This is a genomic window from Alkalihalobacterium alkalinitrilicum, assembly GCF_002019605.1.
Classification (GTDB): Bacteria; Bacillota; Bacilli; order Bacillales; family Bacillaceae_F; genus Alkalihalobacterium; species Alkalihalobacterium alkalinitrilicum.
The window spans coordinates 2863152-2880606 of sequence record NZ_KV917368.1 but is presented as its reverse complement, the minus strand read 5'-3'; the positions used below and the strand labels follow the sequence as shown (position 1 = coordinate 2880606).

Sequence of the window (17455 nt, the reverse complement as noted above, 5' to 3'; positions counted from 1 at the left end):
TAGGGATCGACACTTTACTATAGAGACAGCCTCTTAGTATATTATCGTTTCAGGCTCATTTTCTGTTACAATATGGGAATAGGATAAATAAGGAAGGGATTAAACGACGTGGGAAAAATATTGGAAGTTAGTAACTTAACTGGTGGTTATCACGCAAGTAAGCCTGTTCTACATGACGTTAATTTCACTGTTTCCCCTGGAGAAATTGCTGGGTTAATTGGTTTAAATGGGGCAGGGAAAAGTACGACGATTAAACATATTTTAGGTTTGATGGAACCGATCAGCGGAAAGGTAACCATCGAAGGACAATCCTTTATTGAAAAACCAAATGAATATCGAGCTTCACTAGCATACATACCAGAAGTCCCTATTCTTTATGAAGAACTTACTCTTTGGGAGCATCTAGAACTGGCAGCAATGGCTTATAGTGTTGACGAAAAGACCTTGCAAACAAGAGGAGAAATACTACTTAAAGAATTTAAGATGGATAAAATGAAACGTTGGTACCCTTCACATTTTTCTAAGGGAATGAAACAAAAAGTGATGATCATGTGTGCCTTTCTAGTCAATCCGAGTGTTTATATTGTAGACGAGCCGATTGTAGGGTTGGACCCTGTTGGAATAAATTCATTTTTAGATTTACTCGTTGAAATGAGAGAAAATGGAGCCAGTGTACTCATGTCGACACATATATTAGCTACCGCGGAGAAATACTGTGACCGCTTTATCGTATTGCACCGAGGGCGAGTCATATTATATGGTACATTGCAGGAGTTAAGAAATAAGTTAAACATGCCGAATGGAAGCCTTGACGATATATATATCGAGGTTACCAAGGATAAAAGACAATGAAAGATGTACAACAATTATGGAGCAGTCGTTTAAAAAGTTATTGGGAATTGGCGTTACGTTATTTGCGTCTTATTGGGAATAGTGGATTTCTGTTTACTATCTACTTATTAATTGTAGTAGGCAGTTATTATTATCAGCATTTTTTAGACTGGTTGCCTAAAACATTCCCAGCAGTATTATTTTTTATCATTGTGAGTATGGTTTTATTAACAAGAGGGGCGGTACGAACTTTTGTTAAAGAAGGAGATTTAGTCTTTCTATTACCGATAGAAGGGCAGATGCGATCGTATTTCCGCTCCTCCATCGTCTATTCTGTTATTATTCAAGGATTTACGATGGTACTTATCATATTTTTGTTAGCGCCCTTATTTGCAGAGCGAGTCAACAGTTCTTTTTCATTTTTTCTCTTAGTATTACTATTATTGTTTGGAGCAAAAGCCTGGAATTTGTTATGTAATTTTGAGGAACAGCGTTTAGCTTCACCACGAGAAAGAGCGTTTCACATTCTTATGCGTGCTATTATTAACGGAACTTTTGCTTTCTTTTTATTCATCAATGAAGGTGTAGTTTTTTGGCTAGCTATTGTCGTAATTATGATAGGTGTGTATTTGATTTATTATCGAAAGCTGCAATCAAAACATAGTATAAAATGGGAGCATTTATTATCGTTAGAAAATAAAATGTTAACTCATTTTTATCGTATCGCCAACATGTTTACAGATGTACCAAAGTTAAAAAGTTCTGTGAAAAAGAGAAGGTGGGCTAACTTACTTCTCTCTCGTATTTCGTTTCAGCAGAAACACACATTTGACTACTTATATGCGAGAGCATTTTTTCGAGCGAATGATTATTTTGGCATATATATTCGTTTAATTGTTGTTGGAGCGATTGTCCTTTTAGTTTTACCTGAAGGGATAGTACGTTATCTTTTATTTTTCGTATTTATTTATATGTCAGGCCTTCAGTTATCAACACTTTGGAAACATTTTTATAAAGCAATATGGGTTGACTTATACCCAATAAACTCAAAAGATCGCCAACAATCTTTTCAAAATCTTATATTTATTCTTCTATCAGTGAAAGCAACTATCCTTTTTATAATTTTAGCTGTATTTTCAGAAGAAATTCTTGCAACGATTATCCTTTTACCTATAGGTATTGCTTTTGCTTATGCATATAGTTTTCATTGGATGCATAGAAAATTGAGTGTAAGGTGAAGTTGCACTTTATCCCGCAACAACTGGCAGTAGTATCCCCACTTCAAGACTTCGAGGAATTAAAGAAGGATAAGTGGGGGGGAACTGCCAGTAACAACTAAATGATCACAGACTAAATGCGCCACGTTCTGTGGCAACTTCTGTGTAACCGACATCGTGTGGGCCTCAACTAACCATCAGTGGGGGAAGAGGAAAACCCCTTACTGATGGAAGTTTCACTTTATAGAAAGGGGGTTGCTATGATAACGGATGATAGAGTAAAAGACGAGCTTCGCAGTTGGCAACGAAAGATGGAGAAGCGCCAGTCTATGACAGGGCGTCTTGCAAAGAGGTTCCAAAATAAAGTCAATCAGATGATCCCCGAGAAAGTTCATCACATTGTTACTGCAAGTATAAAAAAAATGGTTCATGCCACATTAATTGGTTCAGAATATACGACATCGGTAAAATTGGTCAAAGATAAAAACTTTGAACAGCGGGAACGTATAGTGGACGAAGCTATCAATAAATATAAAAGGGCGGCCGCAGTAGAAGGTGCAGGTACTGGAGCAGGTGGAATTCTTTTAGGTATGGCTGATTTCCCTTTATTGTTAGGTATAAAGATGAAGTTTCTTTTTGAAACTGCAAGCTGCTATGGATATGATGTGAATGACTTTAGAGAACGCTTGTTCATTCTATATTTATTTCAACTGGCTTTTTCAAGTGAGGAGAAGAAAAAAGAAGTTTATGAAATTGTCTCTAACTGGGAAAAATATGTTCATACGATTCCTACAGAACAAGAGTATCTAGAGAATATTAATTGGAAAGAGTTTCAACTTGAATATCGTGATCACATTGATTTAGTAAAAATGCTTCAGCTCATACCTGGTTTTGGAGCCATTGTTGGTGCAGCAGCCAATTATCACTTTTTAGATGTGCTTGGTGAAACTGCAAAGAATGGTTATCGTATGAGAATTTTAAACTTATAAAATAAGTCAATACGCATTATATATTTTTACAAGAATATAGAATGAAACACTCAAACGCTAGGGTTCCCTAGCGTTTCTTAGTTATTCTGGTAAAATGTATAAATCAAAACAAGAGGTTGCTTATATTAGAATTTACTTACTATTTTGTTATGTTAACAATCGTGAAGCCCTTTGCGAAGGATTGGAGGATTTCAATTAATTGCAAAGACATAGCATCTGCTGAAGTTGTGTAGCCTTTTCTTATCCATTCTAAGATTAAGCCAGCAGTACCATGTGCCATATAAAGCTTATGTGCTGAGGAGTTAATGGTACTATGTTTTTTTGCATATAAAACAAAATTTTCATCCAATATTTCATAAATTGCTCTTGGTAAATCCTGGTGTATGCCAGGGATGGTATCTTTTTGTAAATAGAGGTTAAAGAAATCTTGATTTTCATAAATAAAGTGCATTAACTCAAAAGAACGTGGCCCCATTTTTTCAATATTGACAATTTCTCCTTTGACGTATCGATCCATGCTCGTACGTTTAATGGCATCGAACATTTCAATCTGTAATTCTTCGGTCAAGTGTTGCTTATCCATGTAATGCAAATAAAAAGTAGTCCGATTATATTGCGCCTTATTCACAATATCGGTAATGGAGACATGGCTAAAGCCTCGTTCATTTATTAATGAAATAAATGCTTTTTTAAAATGAGATTTTGTTCGTTCATTTTGTTTTGACAATTTTCTCGGTTGCACGGTCATGCTACTCTTCCTCCTAAATCTAAAAACTCTACATAATTTGTAAAAGTGTCGATTAGGTCAACAGATCAACATATATTAGTGATTGAGGTATGCTTCGTACAGGCTTACACTTAAATTATAGTTAAAAATATCTTAACACATCATATATAAAATATTGTAGCAAGGAGAGATTGGATATGAAACGATTTGAAGACAAAGTAGTTATCATTACTGGTGGAGGATCAGGTTTAGGAAGAGCAGCGGCTTTAGAAGTTGCAAAAGAAGGTGCGAAGCTTGTTCTCGTAGACTTGAACACTAGTGCATTAGAAGAAAGTAAAGCACAAATTCTCACAGTTGCACCTGAAGCTGCAGTAGAATTAGTAGAAACGAACGTTGCAGACGAAAAAGATGTAGAGAAATACGTTCAATTTACAGTCGATACATTTGGGAAGATTGACGGTTTTTTCAACAACGCAGGTATAGAAGGAAAACAAGATTTGACAGAGGATTTTGGTATTGATGAATTTAATCGTGTTGTTAGCGTGAATTTAAATGGTGTCTTTTATGGCATGAAGTCCGTATTGAAAGTCATGAAAAAACAAGGTTTCGGTTCAATTGTCAATACTGCTTCTGTAGGTGGTATACGTGGTGTTGGAAACCAATCAGGTTATGCCGCTAGTAAACATGGAGTTGTTGGCTTAACACGTAATTCAGGTGTGGAATATGGACAATTTGGCGTAAGTATTAAAGCGATTGCCCCTGGTGCAATTATGACACCTATGGTTGAAGGATCTTTGAAACAAATCGGTGGACAAAATTGGCAAGAAGTAGGTAAAGAATTTGTCAGCGTAAATCCGATGAAGCGTTTCGGTAAACCTGAAGAAGTCGGATATTTAGTTGCATTTCTATTATCAAATCAAGCTGATTTTATTAACGCGGCCGTTATTCCAATTGATGGTGGCCAATCGTATAAATACTAATAGAAAAGTTGTCCTAAATAGCGATTAGGACATAGAGGTGTAAAGGATGTGTGGATTGGTCCCCTCACATCCTTTTTTCTTTAATTTTTTCACGTATACTTTCAAGTTCTTCTAAAGAGAGTACACTGAGAGATTTCTTGATTTCTTGTTCAATCTGCTTACGGTTTTGTTCCCTGTACTGATCCCACCATTCTCGTAACCCATCTGTATTATTCAAAAGATAGTCAATATCAATTTCTTCAATTTCATCGTCCGATAAATAGGTCAATACTGCCGCTAACAAGCGGTTGAGATGATCGATTTCAGCATCTTGTTTTTTTACGTATTCAGTTGAACCTTCTGTTTCCTTTTCTTCACTTGTTGTGGCTGATTTCCGTGGCACTAGCTTCTCTCCTTTTTTTCATTTACGCTAATATTTAGTATGTCTTAAGTTCCATAAAAAAATGAACGTTTCCACCAAAAGTGAAAACGTTCATTGTCTTACCGATTGAGCGTTAGCGTCATCAGTTGTCGGATATATAATGTAGCACTAGGTGGCCTAAAGTTTTTGCAGCGATTAGCATAGCCCGTTCATCAAAGTCAAATTTAGGATGGTGATGCGGATAAGCAATTGTCCATTCTGGGTTTCTCGCTCCAGTAAAGAAGAAAGAACCTTTTACATGTTGGAGATAATAGGCGAAGTCTTCACCACCCATTTGAGGTGCCATATTCTCAACTTCATAAACTCCAGGAACTTTGTTTGATATAGTAGCTACCACTTCCGTTTCATCTTCATGATTCACGACGGCTGGATATCCTCTAAAATAATGATACGTAGCTGATACATCTGCAGCTAAAGTTGTACCATCTACAATTCTTTTAATTTCTTGTTCCATTTTAGTGCGCATATCTTCATCGAATGTCCGAACGGTTCCAATTAACTTTGCAGAATCAGCGATAACGTTAAATGCATTTTTAGCTTCGAATGAACCAATGGAAAGTACAGCTGCTTTTAACGGATCTACTCTTCTACTGACCAGTTGTTGCAAGTTTGTCACAAGCTGTGCACCAATAACAACTGCATCTTTTGTTAAATGAGGCATAGCTCCGTGACCACCTTGCCCGTGAATTTCAATTTCGATACGGTCAGCTGCAGCCATTATTGGTCCTTTTCGATATTGAATTTTTCCTAATGGTTCAGTTGCCCATAAGTGAGTCCCAAAAATATAATCTACACCTTCTAAGCAACCATCTTGAATCATGGCAATAGCCCCACCTGGAGCATATTCTTCTGCGTGTTGATGTATAAATACGATAGTGCCTGCTAATTGATCTTTCATATTGTTCAACACTTTAGCCAAACTAAGGAGACTTGCTGTATGCCCATCATGCCCGCAAGCATGCATAGCCCCATCTATTTTTGATTTATAAGGAACTTCTTTTTCGTCTTGAATGGGTAAACCATCAAAATCGGCGCGAAGTGCAATCGTTTTTCCAGGTTTCTTTCCATGGAGGTAAGCTACGACACCTCTTTCACCTACACCTGTTTTAACTTCATGTCCAAGCTTTTTATGAAACTCAGCGATGTATGCTGGTGTTTTTTCTTCTTGAAATGAAAGTTCAGGATATTGATGTAAGTACCTGCGAATATCAACCATTTCTGAATATATGGAGTCTAACCCTTTATTAAGTTGTTCTTTCATGACTATCACCTCAAAACTAAAATGGCGTTCTTACTATAATAGTTCGTGGAACGAGTGAAATATTCCTTTATTTCCAAATATTTTCTCTTTTATTAGAATTGCATGTTCTCCACGAATTACCAAAAAAGAGAGGCTGTGACATAACCAAAAAGCTCAACTCTAAAGGCGAATAATAGCAGGATAAAGAAGCCTATAAATACAAAAATCGGAACTAATTGAAATTCTAAACGAAGAATTTGATTAGTTCCGATTTTTCTTTGACTAAAGTACTTTTGTCCCAGCCTCTCCCTTTTTTCATATGCCACAACATTTGCTAGTCGGGCTAACCAAGAGCCTTCCGCTTTTCATTGTCTAGTTGCAGGCTCTAGCCCTTCGAGGTTAAATAACTTGACAGGACAAAAGTCAAAGAGCGGACTTTCGCCTGTCAAAACATTTGCTTGTCAGGGCTAATCAAGAGCCTTCCATTTTTCTTTATCAAAGGTTAAACAGTTGAAAACGTGTTAAGTAGGCTGCGATTGCTGCGAATTTCCCAGTGAATAATAAAATTCCGAGGATAATCATGATATACCCGCTTGCTTTTTGAATTTTAGGAATAATACGGTTGAATTTTCTCAATTTGTGTAATGAACGAGACCATAATAAAGCAACCAGAATAAAAGGTACACCGAGACCCATTGAATAAATGAAAAGCATGAACATCGCTTTAAACATCGTTTCTGAATCCATCGCTAGAAGAAGAATTGATGAAAGGACAAGTCCGATACACGGCGACCAACCAGCGCCAAAAAATAATCCGAAGAAGACCGAGTTGGCAAAGCTTGTCGATTTTTTCGGTGTTTCCTTTTTTAACCGTTTCTCACTAAGTAACATGGAGATGGAAATAATACCTGCCATTTGTAAGCCGAAAACAACAATGATGATTCCACCAATTTGTTGAATCAATAGTTGGTTTTCAAGGAAAATACGTCCGACAAATGTTGAAGATGCCCCGAGCATCACAAATATAATTGTGAAGCCGATAATAAATCCTATACTTCTTGAGAGGATCAGGGAACGATCGGCTTGGATTTGATTGTTACTAACTGACGTTCCTGTTAGCTGAGCTAAATAAGCTGGGACTAATGGAAAAATACAAGGAGATAAGAACGAAATAACTCCTGCAAAGAAAGCTAACCAAATTGTAATTTCTACCATAATTTCACCTCGTTTAATATTCCACTTTGAGTGTTGTACTCTTACTTTTAATTACTCTATGAAAAAAGAAGACAAGTATTCAAGTAATACCGTCATTATAACTGATTTTATTTAAATAAAAAAAACGAATACCGTTACAAATTAATGATAATTGGAAAATATGTAGGATTTGTGAAGTTAGTCTGAAAAATGATCCGTCTCGAGACCGAGACTAAAACCATTCTCATGTTCGTTATCGTTCGTTTCTTAGATGTTTACAATAAAGGTAGTTAAAACAAAGGAGGCGAGGAAATGAATTGGACTGGTAAAGCTGTATTTGGGATGATTCTTCTCTTTATTGGAGCAAATCTTTTCTTAAAAACATTAGGAATTCAAATCGGAGGTTTGCTTGGTTTAACCATATCGGTACTACTTATCATTTATGGTTATCGAAAAATGAAATCTGATACTGGATCTAACATTTTTGGAATGGCCATTTTGATCTTTGGTTTACTTCTTGCGATTGGCCATGTTCATATATTTGCAGGTATTTTCATTGCAGCGTTAATCATTTATTTTGGATACCGACTTTTTACGGGGGAAAAAAATAAAAACCCTTTTGAGAAAGATCGAGAAGAAGTAGCAGTAACATCATCAGATGAAATGAAAAGCCGTACAGATGCATTCGATGATGAGTGGAATAAATTTTTAGAAAAAAATCATTTGAAATCATAGGAGGAATAATAAAATGATCTTTAAACGAATTCGTGATTTAACAGTAGCAACCATTCATGATGGGTTAGATCAAATAGAAAATCCAGTCGTAATGTTGAACCAATACTTACGTGATATGGAAAAAGAAATTCAATCAGCAGAAAAAGCCATTACGAAACAAATGACCATCAAAGGAAGTTTTGTGAAGCAAAAAATTGAAGCAGCTGAGTTCATGAAAAAACGAGGTGAGCAAGCAGAGCTAGCCCTAAGAGCTGGAGAAGAAGAACTTGCGAAAAAAGCCTTATTGTCAAAAAAGCAATATGAAGAAAAAGTTTCTCAGTATGAAGACGTCATTTTACAAAATGAAGGAAAAATTAAGGAATTAAAAGATCAGCTTTATGAAATGAGAAATAAATACCAAGAAATGAAAGATAAAAAAGTGGTTTTAATTGCAAGAGCAAATGCAGCAAAAACTAAACAAACGATGGACGATGCGATGGAACGATTTGACCATGAAAAGGCACAAGCAGGTTTTCAAAGAATGGAAGAGAAAATTTTTGAAATGGAAACAAAAGTTAATGTTAATAAAAGTAAACATGAGTTACTAACGAATAGTAATACAAAAGAATTAGAGAATTATGAACCGATTGAACAAGAATTTGTAAAACTAAAAGAAAAAATTCATCCTCAAATAAACGTATAAAGTAGGTAAGGTAGGGGAAAGGAAAAATACTCCTATCTTCCTTTCTTATAGCTATAGTAAAATGAAGAAGACTTGAAAAGAGAGGATGAAACCATTGAAACGTTCCTTAGGTGTTTTGCTTATTTTCATCGGGATTGTTATTGCATTTGGTACAATAATCCAACCACTATTAAATTCAAATCGAACGAGTACAGTTAGTGAAAAAGGGATCAACATCGATACAATTGACAAATTGTCTATTCAAACCACTGTTGCTGATTTGAAGGTTGAGCAGTACTCAGGTAATGAATTAAAGCTTGAGGTGATAGGGGATTCATCTAAGTATAATATTGTAACTTCAGAAAGAGGAAATTCAAATTTAGAAATTGAGATAAAGAGTAATAAAAGATGGTTCTTTTTTAATACGAGTAAATCTTCTGTAACGGTTCTTATTCTTATTCCAGAAAACTATAACAAAGCGGTGCATATTGAGAATACTGTTGGCAATTTAATGTTTCAATCGTCCCTTAACTTAAGCGAATTAAATGTGAAAATGACAGCAGGTGATGTAAGAGGTTTATCTGGGACAATGGGTGATTTAACCTTTAGTGGGACAGCTGGTGACTTTCATGCGGAAGACCTTATAACAACAGAAACTAATCTCAAAGGAACTGCAGGAGATTTTCGTTTAGAGAAGTTTACAGGAAACTTAAATGGGAGTAATACGGCAGGTCACATTACGGTCGAATATGCGAAGGAGAATGGAGACATTAGTTTGCAAACAACTGCAGGGGATATACGAGTAAGAATACCAGAACCTTCTTTTGAACTAGATGCAAGTACTACATTAGGAGATGTCTCTATAAATTTACCAATTAATTTAGAACAGAGTGGAAAGACTTATCGAGGTATTGTAAATGATGGGGATAAGAAAGTGAAAGTGTCAACAACATTAGGTGATATTCGGCTAGACTAAGCAATGCTTGGAACAAGCAGTGGTTTAAGGAAGGAGGACAATATGCACGCGTCAAGAAATGTACTCATCGGCATAATTATTATACTCATTGGGCTTAGTGCATTGTTCAATACAATTGGATTTAATTTTCATCTTGGCTTGTTAATCGGTCCCCTTATTTTCTTTGTTATCGGTTTATTTTTTTATCGAAGAGGTCACAGATGGTTAAGTATTATTTTCCTATTGATAGGGTTAGTCACTTTTTTTGATAACGTAGTAGGGATTAATATTGCGGGAATTATAGTAGCCATGGTTTTTATATATTTTGGGTATCGATTGCTGACTGGTAGCCAAAAGACAAAAGAACATGGATCATTTGATATTGATAAAGAAATTGATGCCCTTGGGAAAACAGAGGAAGCTACGATTATTAAAGAAAAGCCAAAACAAGAAGAACCTGTAAAAAAAGTGCATTCGACGCCTTCTTTTAGAAGTGCTCTTATTGGTGATTTTCGCTTATTATCTGACCGTTATGAATTGCAGGATATGAACATTCGTAATGGCATCGGTGATATCAAAATTGACCTTTCTAAGGCGATTATTCCAGAAGGTGAAACGGTCATTATTATTCATGGGTGGATTGGAGATATCGATGTTTATGCTCCGTACGACTTAGATCTTTCCGTACAAGCGATGGTTACGATTGGAGATTTAGACATTTTAGATAGTAGACAAAGTGGAATTAATCGGAATATAGCGATTGCGACGAAAGAATATAAGCAAGCACCTCGCCGGGTTAAACTAGTTTTATCTCTTTTTATTGGCGATATTGACGTGAGGTATGTGTAATGAAAAGAGTTCTTTTGGCTAATATTCAATGGCAGATGGTCCGAAATTCATTATGGATTAGTTTGTTGGTGGCTTTATTTGTTGTTTTTATTTTGACTTATGGTGAAGCAGAAGGGCTTGCAGTCTTATTAAGAAAAAAGCTAATCGGTATTCCGCTCATTTTTGTAATCCCTGTTGTTGCCATTATCATTGGTGGAGCTTTTGGCTATATAACAGGAGATAAGGTGAAGAAGAGACTAGAAATTTTACAACAAGGAACATTGTCATTAGAGCGAGGTAATTTTTCCTATCGCTTTCCTGACTTAGGTGCAGATGAAGTTGGCTTAGTAGGCAAACATCTTAATGAAATGGTGAAAAGAGTAGAGAGTCAAGTTGCATCATTGCAAAAATTATCAACAGAAAGAGCTGAGTGGCAGGAAACGATTAAACAGTCTGCGATCAATGAAGAAAGACAGCGGCTTGCTAGGGATTTACATGATGCTGTAAGCCAACAATTGTTTGCTATATCGATGATGACAGCAGCTTTACCACATACATTGGAAAAAGATATCGAAAAAGCGGCAAAACAAATTGAAATGGTTGAAAAGATGGCATCGACGGCACAGTCTGAAATGAGAGCTCTCCTTTTGCATTTACGACCTGCTCATCTCGAAGGGAAAAACTTGCAAGAAGGAATTCAAGAGTTGTTGATAGAAATAAATTCGAAGCATGGTATACACATAGACGCAAAAATAGAAAAGACGAGTACGATTCCAAAAGGTATTGAAGATCAATTGTTCCGAATGGTTCAAGAAGCACTATCTAATATTTTACGGCACGCGAAAGCTTCACGAGTTGAGTTTCATTTGAGACAAATTCAGGATCAACTTCGTTTGAAGATTATTGATAACGGAATTGGATTTGAATTTAACGATCAAAAAATGGGTTCATATGGGCTACAAACAATGAAAGAGCGAATTAACGAAATCGGGGGAACAATAGAGATCATTTCAATTCCGAATAAAGGAACACAAGTAGAAACAATGGTTCCGATTGTATCACTTTAAGAAAACGTACGAATGTAAAGGAAGAATCCTTATATAAGACGTTTTTTCTCGGTAAACGGTGTAATTGGAGGTGAGTAGATTTGATAAAAGTTTTACTTGTTGATGATCATGAAATGGTAAGAATGGGGTTAAGTGCCTATTTATCAACGGAAGATGATATTGAAGTTGTAGGTGAAGCAACTAATGGAAAAGAAGGAGTAGCCCTCGCGTTACAAATGCAACCAGATATTATTTTAATGGATTTAGTGATGGAAGTTATGGACGGGATTGAAGCAACAAAACAAATTACGAGTCAACTCCCGAAAGTAAAAGTGATTGTTCTTACTAGCTTTGTTGATGATGAAAAAGTGTATCCAGTAATCGAAGCAGGTGCATTTAGTTATTTATTAAAAACAACAAGAGCCCCTGAAATTGCTAAAGCGATTAGAGCGGCACACCAAGGTGAAGCAATTGTAGAGTCCCAGGTAACGAACAAAATGATGCAACGGATGCGAAATCAACAAAAAAGAGTTCCGCATGATGAGCTTACACTAAGAGAGTTAGATGTTTTGAAACTAGTTGGAATAGGGAAAACTAATCAGGAAATAGCTGACGAGTTGTATATAGGAATTAAAACAGTCAAAACACATGTGAGTAACATATTAGCCAAATTAAATGTAGACGACCGGACACAAATTGCTATATATGCACATCGTCACGGTCTAGTGAACTAATCAAATGTCTAAGTGTTCAATTCCAGCTTAGACATTTTTTTGTATTTACATTTTAAGTTCCTCTAGAGGATTAACAAGTTATTAAAAGACATTGTGTTTGGCATTTTGCTAATCATGCGTAGTTTTCTAATTCATGCTGATGTTCAAACTCATTGTTATCTAGGAATGCATAGTTTTTATTAGATTTCAATCTATATTATAATGAGTCGTAATAGGATTCGACAAAAGGTGATGCTGATGACGAAAAGACGACTATTCGTAAGTAGTGTAATGATAGTACTTTTAGCAATAGGTATGGGATTTATTATTTATTTATCCATTATATTAGCTGGGAATTATGTGATTGATAACAAAAAACTAGTAATGCACAATGCCTCTTCTTTAGTAGATGAAGAAGGAAACTTGTTAACGAAGTTATTTATTGAAAATAGAGAAAATGTCGCTATTCAAAAAGTGCCAGACTATGTAGTAGAAGCATTTGTAGCAATAGAGGATACTAGGTTTTTTGATCATCAAGGCGTTGATTTTCGATCGATTGGTAGAGCTTTGTATCGTGATATATTAGCAGGTTCTAAAGTAGAGGGTGGCAGTACGATTACTCAGCAACTCGTAAAAAATACTTTTCTAAGTCATGAGAAAACGTTTTTACGAAAGACGAAAGAAGTTCTAATTTCGATGAATTTAGAACGGAAATATAGCAAGTTAGAAATTCTTGAATTTTATTTAAATCGAATTTATTTTGGACATGGTGCCTATGGAATTCAGGCGGCATCTAAACTATATTTTAATAAAGACGTAGAAGAGTTAACGATAGAAGAAGGAGCATTATTAGCAGCCCTTCCGAAAGCACCTAATGCATATTCTCCTATTAACTATCCAGAACGAAGTAAACAAAGAAGGGATGTTGTTTTAAGTGTAATGGAAAGAAATGGATATTTATCACCTGAAGAAGCCGTTAGGTTACAAGGTAAAACAGTGGCTATTCAACAAAATCAGGTTAGTAAAAGAGAGGAGTATCTAACATATATTGATATGGTTCTAGATGAAGCGGAACAGAAGTATCAGATATCGAGTGAAGAGCTTTTAACGGGTGGGTATACGATCATTGTACCGATGAAGGTAGAACTCCAAGAAAGTGTCTATGAAAAGTTTCAAGAAAATGAACATTTTCCAGGTGAAGACCCGAATGTAGAAAGTGCAATTGTCCTAATGGATGTACAAACAGGAGGGGTACTTGCTGCTCAAGGTGGAAGAGAGTATGTGAGTAAAGGAATAAACCGAGTAAATGTGAGACGACAACCAGGATCTGTGATTAAACCATTAGCTGTTTTTGGACCTGCCATTGAAACAGGCCAGTATCATCCGTATTCCATGTTAAATGATAATTTAATCAACTATGATGGGTATGAACCGAGAAATTATAACCAGGAATATAAAGGTGAAGTACCACTAGTCGATGCCTTGACTTATTCATTGAATGCACCTGCTGTTTGGCTATTTAATGAATTAGGAGTCGATAGAGGAAAATCTTTTTTAGATCAACTTGATTTATCTACGGAAGATGATGGATTAGCACTTGCATTAGGGGGAATGACAGAGGGGTTTTCGCCACTTGAGGTAACAAAAGCTTACCGTACACTTGCTTATGAGGGAAAATATGTGGATCACTATTTTATTAAAGAATTGTATGATCAAGATGGTCAACTGCTAAAAGTCAATAATGAAGGTAATGAAAAGCAAGTGTTCTCAGAACAAACAGCATGGTATTTAACGAGAATGCTTGAGTTGGTCGTTAGTAAAGGGACTGCTATGTCTGGATTTACAAATGAACCGTTAGCTGGTAAGACAGGAACAACATCGTTTACTGCCATAAGTGGAGGGGCAAGAGATGCTTGGTTTGCTGGATATACACCTAATGTTGTCGGAGCGATATGGATGGGACATGATCGCACAACAGAAACATCATATCTAAAAGGTGGGAGTAGTTATCCTACAGCATTATTTAAAGAAATATTAAATGATTTGCCAGAAGATCTTAAAAGTACTAGCTTTTCAAGACCAATGGCGGTTCATGATCTTGACCCGCCGATTGTACTTGAAAAGGTTTCAGATCTAAAGGCTTCTTTAGCTTTTGGTGGTAAACGGTTATTAAGTGTTAAATTGAATTGGACTCATTCTGAGGATGAACGAGTTCGTTATCATATATACGAGGTAACAAATGAGCGTGGTGCTCAAAAAATTGGTTTCATTGATGGGAGCGGTGAGTACTTAATAAGTAGTATTAATTTATTCCATTTACATGAATATTTCGTAGTTCCCTACGATTATTTAACTGACAGGGAGGGGCCAGCCTCTAACGTTTCCCCTGTTTCTCGTCCATTTGGATTATAAGAGGTAGAAAATAAAAGAAGTGTCAGGCTCTATTATGAGATACCTGACACTTTTTTAATTTAAATTTTAAAATTTGAAATTTTTTGTTCCAACTCGTTGGCTATAATTGATAATTCTTCTGATGCTAGTGTAACGCTTTCCATTGTTGCAACTTGCTGTTCCATTGTGGCAGAAATGACTTTTCAATTGAATGATTTACTTGGGTTGAAATCCGGTTAATAATTGCAGAAATTGTATTCGCTGCATTTTCGCTTTGAGTAGAAAGTTTACGAATTTCATCAGCTACAACTGCAAATCCTTTTCCAGCCTCACCTGCTCGAGCTGCTTCGATATTGGCATTTAATGAGAGTAAATTTGTTTGAAACGATAGCTTCCGTAGATTGCTAAACTAATTTTAAATGACCTTCCATTTCTTGAAATGTGGTTGCCGATTGATTAATGGACTGATTTAATTCGGTTTGACCACTCGCCATTTCTTGTAAAGATCCTGCAACTTGTTGTGAACCAGCATTTACTTCTTCAGAAGAAGAAACGAGTTCATGACTAGCAGCTGAAACATTTTGTGAAGTGGAAGTAATATTAGCTACAAGCCCTCGTAAATTTCGAATCATTTCGTTTACAGCTGTTGCTAAGAATGCAAACTCATCTTTTGACCGAACTTTAATTTCATCGGTAAGTAGGTTCCCTTTACTTACTTCTGTTGCGACTGATAAAGTGCGGTTAACGGATTGTTTAATTGAGCGAGAAAGAGCGTAGAATAAAACGCCACCAATCATTGTTGCTATAAGAAAGGAAATAACACTAATCATTACAGCTAAACTAAGGGCATTATTCATATTTTCACTAGCTACAATAAAGCGGTCTGTTAAAATCGCATCTAATTCATTTACCGTATGTATCGTTTCGTATCGAATTAATGCAAGTTGTTGCATAGTTTGGGGGTTCGTTCCTGTTAATCCTTCAATAATGACATCTACCCTGCTATCAAATTGTGAATTATAGAGCACGAGTGATTGATACAATTGCTTATCATTTTCGGTATGTATGACATCTTCAATCGTGGTTAAAATTTCTTTAAGTTTAGTATCATTTTGTACGTATTGATCTTGATTGATTACCCCGTGGTAATCAACATCTGTAATTGCTATATATTTATAACTGAATAATGAGGCTACATCAGAAATTTGTACAGCTCTTTCACTAATTAGTTCCATTTCACTTCGATGTTCATCGACCACTTGATATTGATAAAAATTAAGAATGTAAATAAGTCCTAGATATTCATCAATTTTTTGACAGTTTAAGTTGGAGTATATACATTGTAATTTGTGGGATTTATAGTAAAAGAGGTTGATCAAATCATTGAGGGATAGAAAATGATTTTTTCCTGAATGATTTACAATAAACATCGTATCGATATATTCGGAATTAGAAAGGTGTGTAGGAATGACTACCCAATTTAATGATAACTTTTTAAGAGCTTGTAGAGGGGAAAAAACAGATCATACACCAGTGTGGTATATGAGGCAAGCGGGCCGTTCACAGCCTGAATATCGTGAAATAAAAGAAAAGTACTCACTATTTGAAATCACGCATCAGCCTGAACTTTGTGCTTATGTGACGAAACTTCCAGTGGACCAATATAATAATGATGCAGCGATCCTATATAAAGATATCATGACACCTCTACCAGCTATTGGGGTTGATGTGGAAATTAAATCAGGAATTGGTCCAGTCATTGATAATCCTATTCGATCTAAAGAAGATGTTGCGAAATTAGGAACAATCCAACCAGAAGAAGATGTGCCTTATGTTTTAGAAACAATAAAAATCTTAAGAGAACAACTCAATGTTCCACTTATTAGCTTTGGTGGCGCTCCTTTCACATTAGCGAGTTATATGATTGAAGGCGGTCCTTCTAAAAATTACAACAAAACAAAGGCATTTATGTATGCAGAGCCAGACGCATGGCATCTATTAATGGACAAGCTTGGTGACATGACCATTACATATATAAAATCACAAATAAAAGCTGGCGCACAAGCAATACAAATCTTCGATTCTTGGGTAGGAGCATTAAATGTTGCAGACTACCGATTGTTTGTAAAACCAGTTATGAACCGTATTTTTGCAGAATTAAGAGGTGAAGGTGTACCGTTAATTATGTTTGGAGTTGGAGCGAGCCATTTGGTGAAAGAATGGAATGACCTCCCATTAGATGTTGTTGGCTTAGACTGGAGACTTTCAATTACAGAAGCGGGGACTAAAGGTGTGAATAAGCCTGTACAAGGAAATCTTGATCCTGCAATTCTCCTGTCACCATGGGAAGTAATTGAAGAGAAGGCAAAAGCAATCTTAGACCAAGGTATGGGACATGCCCCAGGACATATCTTTAATCTTGGGCACGGCGTTTTTCCAGAAGTGAATCCTGATACATTACGAAGACTTACTGCATTCGTACATGAATATAGTAGCACTAAATAATATAGCAGATAGGGGTTGTTAG

General features: G+C 36.0%; 18 protein-coding genes. 12 read left to right on the top strand and 6 right to left on the bottom strand.

Translation table 11 applies throughout. From position 1 onward, the window contains the following. Positions 1-108: 108 nt before the first annotated feature. The 3 genes from BK574_RS13830 (at position 109) to BK574_RS13820 (ending at position 3037) form a co-directional block, all read left to right on the top strand. Entirely contained in the window at positions 109-852 is a 744-nt protein-coding gene (locus BK574_RS13830; RefSeq protein ID WP_078429009.1) for an ABC transporter ATP-binding protein, read from the top strand. Further along, a complete protein-coding gene (locus BK574_RS13825; RefSeq protein ID WP_078429008.1) occupies positions 849-2069 on the top strand; it encodes an ABC transporter permease in 1221 nt (406 codons plus the stop codon). Before BK574_RS13830 ends, BK574_RS13825 begins: the two co-directional genes overlap by 4 nt. Before the next feature lie 239 nt (positions 2070-2308). Next, the gene (locus BK574_RS13820) at positions 2309-3037 is read left to right on the top strand and encodes an EcsC family protein (RefSeq protein ID WP_142247967.1); all 729 of its coding nucleotides are present in this window, start codon (positions 2309-2311) and stop codon (positions 3035-3037) included. 139 nt (positions 3038-3176) lie between these two features. Here BK574_RS13820 and BK574_RS13815 read toward each other — a convergent pair whose 3' ends face one another. Beyond that, entirely contained in the window at positions 3177-3785 is a 609-nt protein-coding gene (locus tag BK574_RS13815; protein WP_078429007.1) for a TetR/AcrR family transcriptional regulator, read from the bottom strand. Between the two features lie 176 nt (positions 3786-3961). Here BK574_RS13815 and BK574_RS13810 point away from each other — a divergent pair, with 176 nt between their 5' ends. Next, positions 3962-4744 carry an SDR family oxidoreductase gene (locus BK574_RS13810; protein ID WP_078429006.1) on the top strand — a complete coding sequence of 261 codons (783 nt, stop codon included), beginning with the start codon at positions 3962-3964 and terminating at the stop codon, positions 4742-4744. A 64-nt stretch (positions 4745-4808) separates the two neighbouring features. Here the strand turns inward: BK574_RS13810 and BK574_RS13805 are convergent, their stop codons facing one another. The 3 genes from BK574_RS13805 to BK574_RS13795 all read right to left on the bottom strand — a co-directional run bounded on the left by BK574_RS13805 (position 4809) and on the right by BK574_RS13795 (position 7620). Then, positions 4809-5126, bottom strand: a complete 318-nt coding sequence (locus BK574_RS13805) for a hypothetical protein (protein ID WP_078429005.1) — start codon at positions 5124-5126, stop codon at positions 4809-4811. A gap of 121 nt (positions 5127-5247) precedes the next feature. Next, on the bottom strand, positions 5248-6426 hold the full coding sequence (locus BK574_RS13800; RefSeq protein WP_078429004.1) for a M20 family metallopeptidase: 1179 nt from the start codon (positions 6424-6426) through the stop codon (positions 5248-5250). Positions 6427-6900: 474 nt separating this feature from the next. Further along, complete coding sequence (locus BK574_RS13795; RefSeq protein WP_075387574.1) at positions 6901-7620, bottom strand: cytochrome c biogenesis CcdA family protein; 720 nt, start codon at positions 7618-7620, stop codon at positions 6901-6903. 291 nt (positions 7621-7911) lie between these two features. On the opposite strand from BK574_RS13795, the gene BK574_RS13790 reads away from it, so the two are divergent. From BK574_RS13790 to BK574_RS13760, 7 genes are all read left to right on the top strand, one after another. After that, entirely contained in the window at positions 7912-8334 is a 423-nt protein-coding gene (locus BK574_RS13790; protein WP_078429003.1) for a LiaF transmembrane domain-containing protein, read from the top strand. 13 nt (positions 8335-8347) lie between these two features. Then, the gene (locus BK574_RS13785; protein WP_078429002.1) at positions 8348-9016 is read left to right on the top strand and encodes a PspA/IM30 family protein; all 669 of its coding nucleotides are present in this window, start codon (positions 8348-8350) and stop codon (positions 9014-9016) included. 94 nt (positions 9017-9110) lie between these two features. After that, positions 9111-9971, top strand: a complete 861-nt coding sequence (locus BK574_RS13780) for a DUF4097 family beta strand repeat-containing protein (RefSeq protein WP_158211659.1) — start codon at positions 9111-9113, stop codon at positions 9969-9971. A 42-nt stretch (positions 9972-10013) separates the two neighbouring features. Beyond that, positions 10014-10799, top strand: coding sequence for a cell wall-active antibiotics response protein LiaF (gene liaF, locus BK574_RS13775; protein ID WP_158211658.1), 786 nt, complete (start codon positions 10014-10016; stop codon positions 10797-10799). Then, positions 10799-11845: a sensor histidine kinase gene (locus BK574_RS13770; RefSeq protein WP_078428999.1), complete on the top strand. Its 1047-nt coding sequence runs from the start codon at positions 10799-10801 to the stop codon at positions 11843-11845. The genes liaF and BK574_RS13770 overlap by 1 nt, the downstream gene beginning before the upstream one ends. An 80-nt stretch (positions 11846-11925) precedes the next feature. Beyond that, positions 11926-12558 (top strand): response regulator transcription factor, encoded by a 633-nt coding sequence (locus tag BK574_RS13765; protein ID WP_078428998.1) that lies wholly within the window; start codon positions 11926-11928, stop codon positions 12556-12558. A 237-nt stretch (positions 12559-12795) separates the two neighbouring features. After that, positions 12796-14949 (top strand): transglycosylase domain-containing protein, encoded by a 2154-nt coding sequence (locus BK574_RS13760; RefSeq protein WP_078428997.1) that lies wholly within the window; start codon positions 12796-12798, stop codon positions 14947-14949. Positions 14950-15073: 124 nt separating this feature from the next. Here BK574_RS13760 and BK574_RS28835 read toward each other — a convergent pair whose 3' ends face one another. Together BK574_RS28835 and BK574_RS13750 are read right to left on the bottom strand one after the other, a co-directional pair. Beyond that, positions 15074-15280 (bottom strand): methyl-accepting chemotaxis protein, encoded by a 207-nt coding sequence (locus BK574_RS28835; RefSeq protein WP_078430864.1) that lies wholly within the window; start codon positions 15278-15280, stop codon positions 15074-15076. A gap of 52 nt (positions 15281-15332) precedes the next feature. Beyond that, positions 15333-16163 (bottom strand): HAMP domain-containing protein, encoded by an 831-nt coding sequence (locus BK574_RS13750; RefSeq protein ID WP_218970578.1) that lies wholly within the window; start codon positions 16161-16163, stop codon positions 15333-15335. Positions 16164-16395: 232 nt separating this feature from the next. On the opposite strand from BK574_RS13750, the gene hemE reads away from it, so the two are divergent. Next, positions 16396-17433 (top strand): uroporphyrinogen decarboxylase, encoded by a 1038-nt coding sequence (gene hemE, locus BK574_RS13745; RefSeq protein ID WP_075387582.1) that lies wholly within the window; start codon positions 16396-16398, stop codon positions 17431-17433. Positions 17434-17455: the final 22 nt, after the last annotated feature.

Coding starts and splice junctions, on each gene's coding strand:
- BK574_RS13815 (WP_078429007.1), bottom strand. CDS start 3,785: ATGACCGTGCAACCGAGAAAATTGTCAAAACAAAATGAACGAACAAAA.
- liaF (WP_158211658.1), top strand. CDS start 10,014: ATGCACGCGTCAAGAAATGTACTCATCGGCATAATTATTATACTCATT.
- BK574_RS13825 (WP_078429008.1), top strand. CDS start 849: ATGAAAGATGTACAACAATTATGGAGCAGTCGTTTAAAAAGTTATTGG.
- BK574_RS13790 (WP_078429003.1), top strand. CDS start 7,912: ATGAATTGGACTGGTAAAGCTGTATTTGGGATGATTCTTCTCTTTATT.
- hemE (WP_075387582.1), top strand. CDS start 16,396: ATGACTACCCAATTTAATGATAACTTTTTAAGAGCTTGTAGAGGGGAA.
- BK574_RS13810 (WP_078429006.1), top strand. CDS start 3,962: ATGAAACGATTTGAAGACAAAGTAGTTATCATTACTGGTGGAGGATCA.
- BK574_RS13760 (WP_078428997.1), top strand. CDS start 12,796: ATGACGAAAAGACGACTATTCGTAAGTAGTGTAATGATAGTACTTTTA.
- BK574_RS13800 (WP_078429004.1), bottom strand. CDS start 6,426: ATGAAAGAACAACTTAATAAAGGGTTAGACTCCATATATTCAGAAATG.
- BK574_RS13820 (WP_142247967.1), top strand. CDS start 2,309: ATGATAACGGATGATAGAGTAAAAGACGAGCTTCGCAGTTGGCAACGA.
- BK574_RS13750 (WP_218970578.1), bottom strand. CDS start 16,163: ATGGAACTAATTAGTGAAAGAGCTGTACAAATTTCTGATGTAGCCTCA.
- BK574_RS13770 (WP_078428999.1), top strand. CDS start 10,799: ATGAAAAGAGTTCTTTTGGCTAATATTCAATGGCAGATGGTCCGAAAT.
- BK574_RS13795 (WP_075387574.1), bottom strand. CDS start 7,620: ATGGTAGAAATTACAATTTGGTTAGCTTTCTTTGCAGGAGTTATTTCG.
- BK574_RS13785 (WP_078429002.1), top strand. CDS start 8,348: ATGATCTTTAAACGAATTCGTGATTTAACAGTAGCAACCATTCATGAT.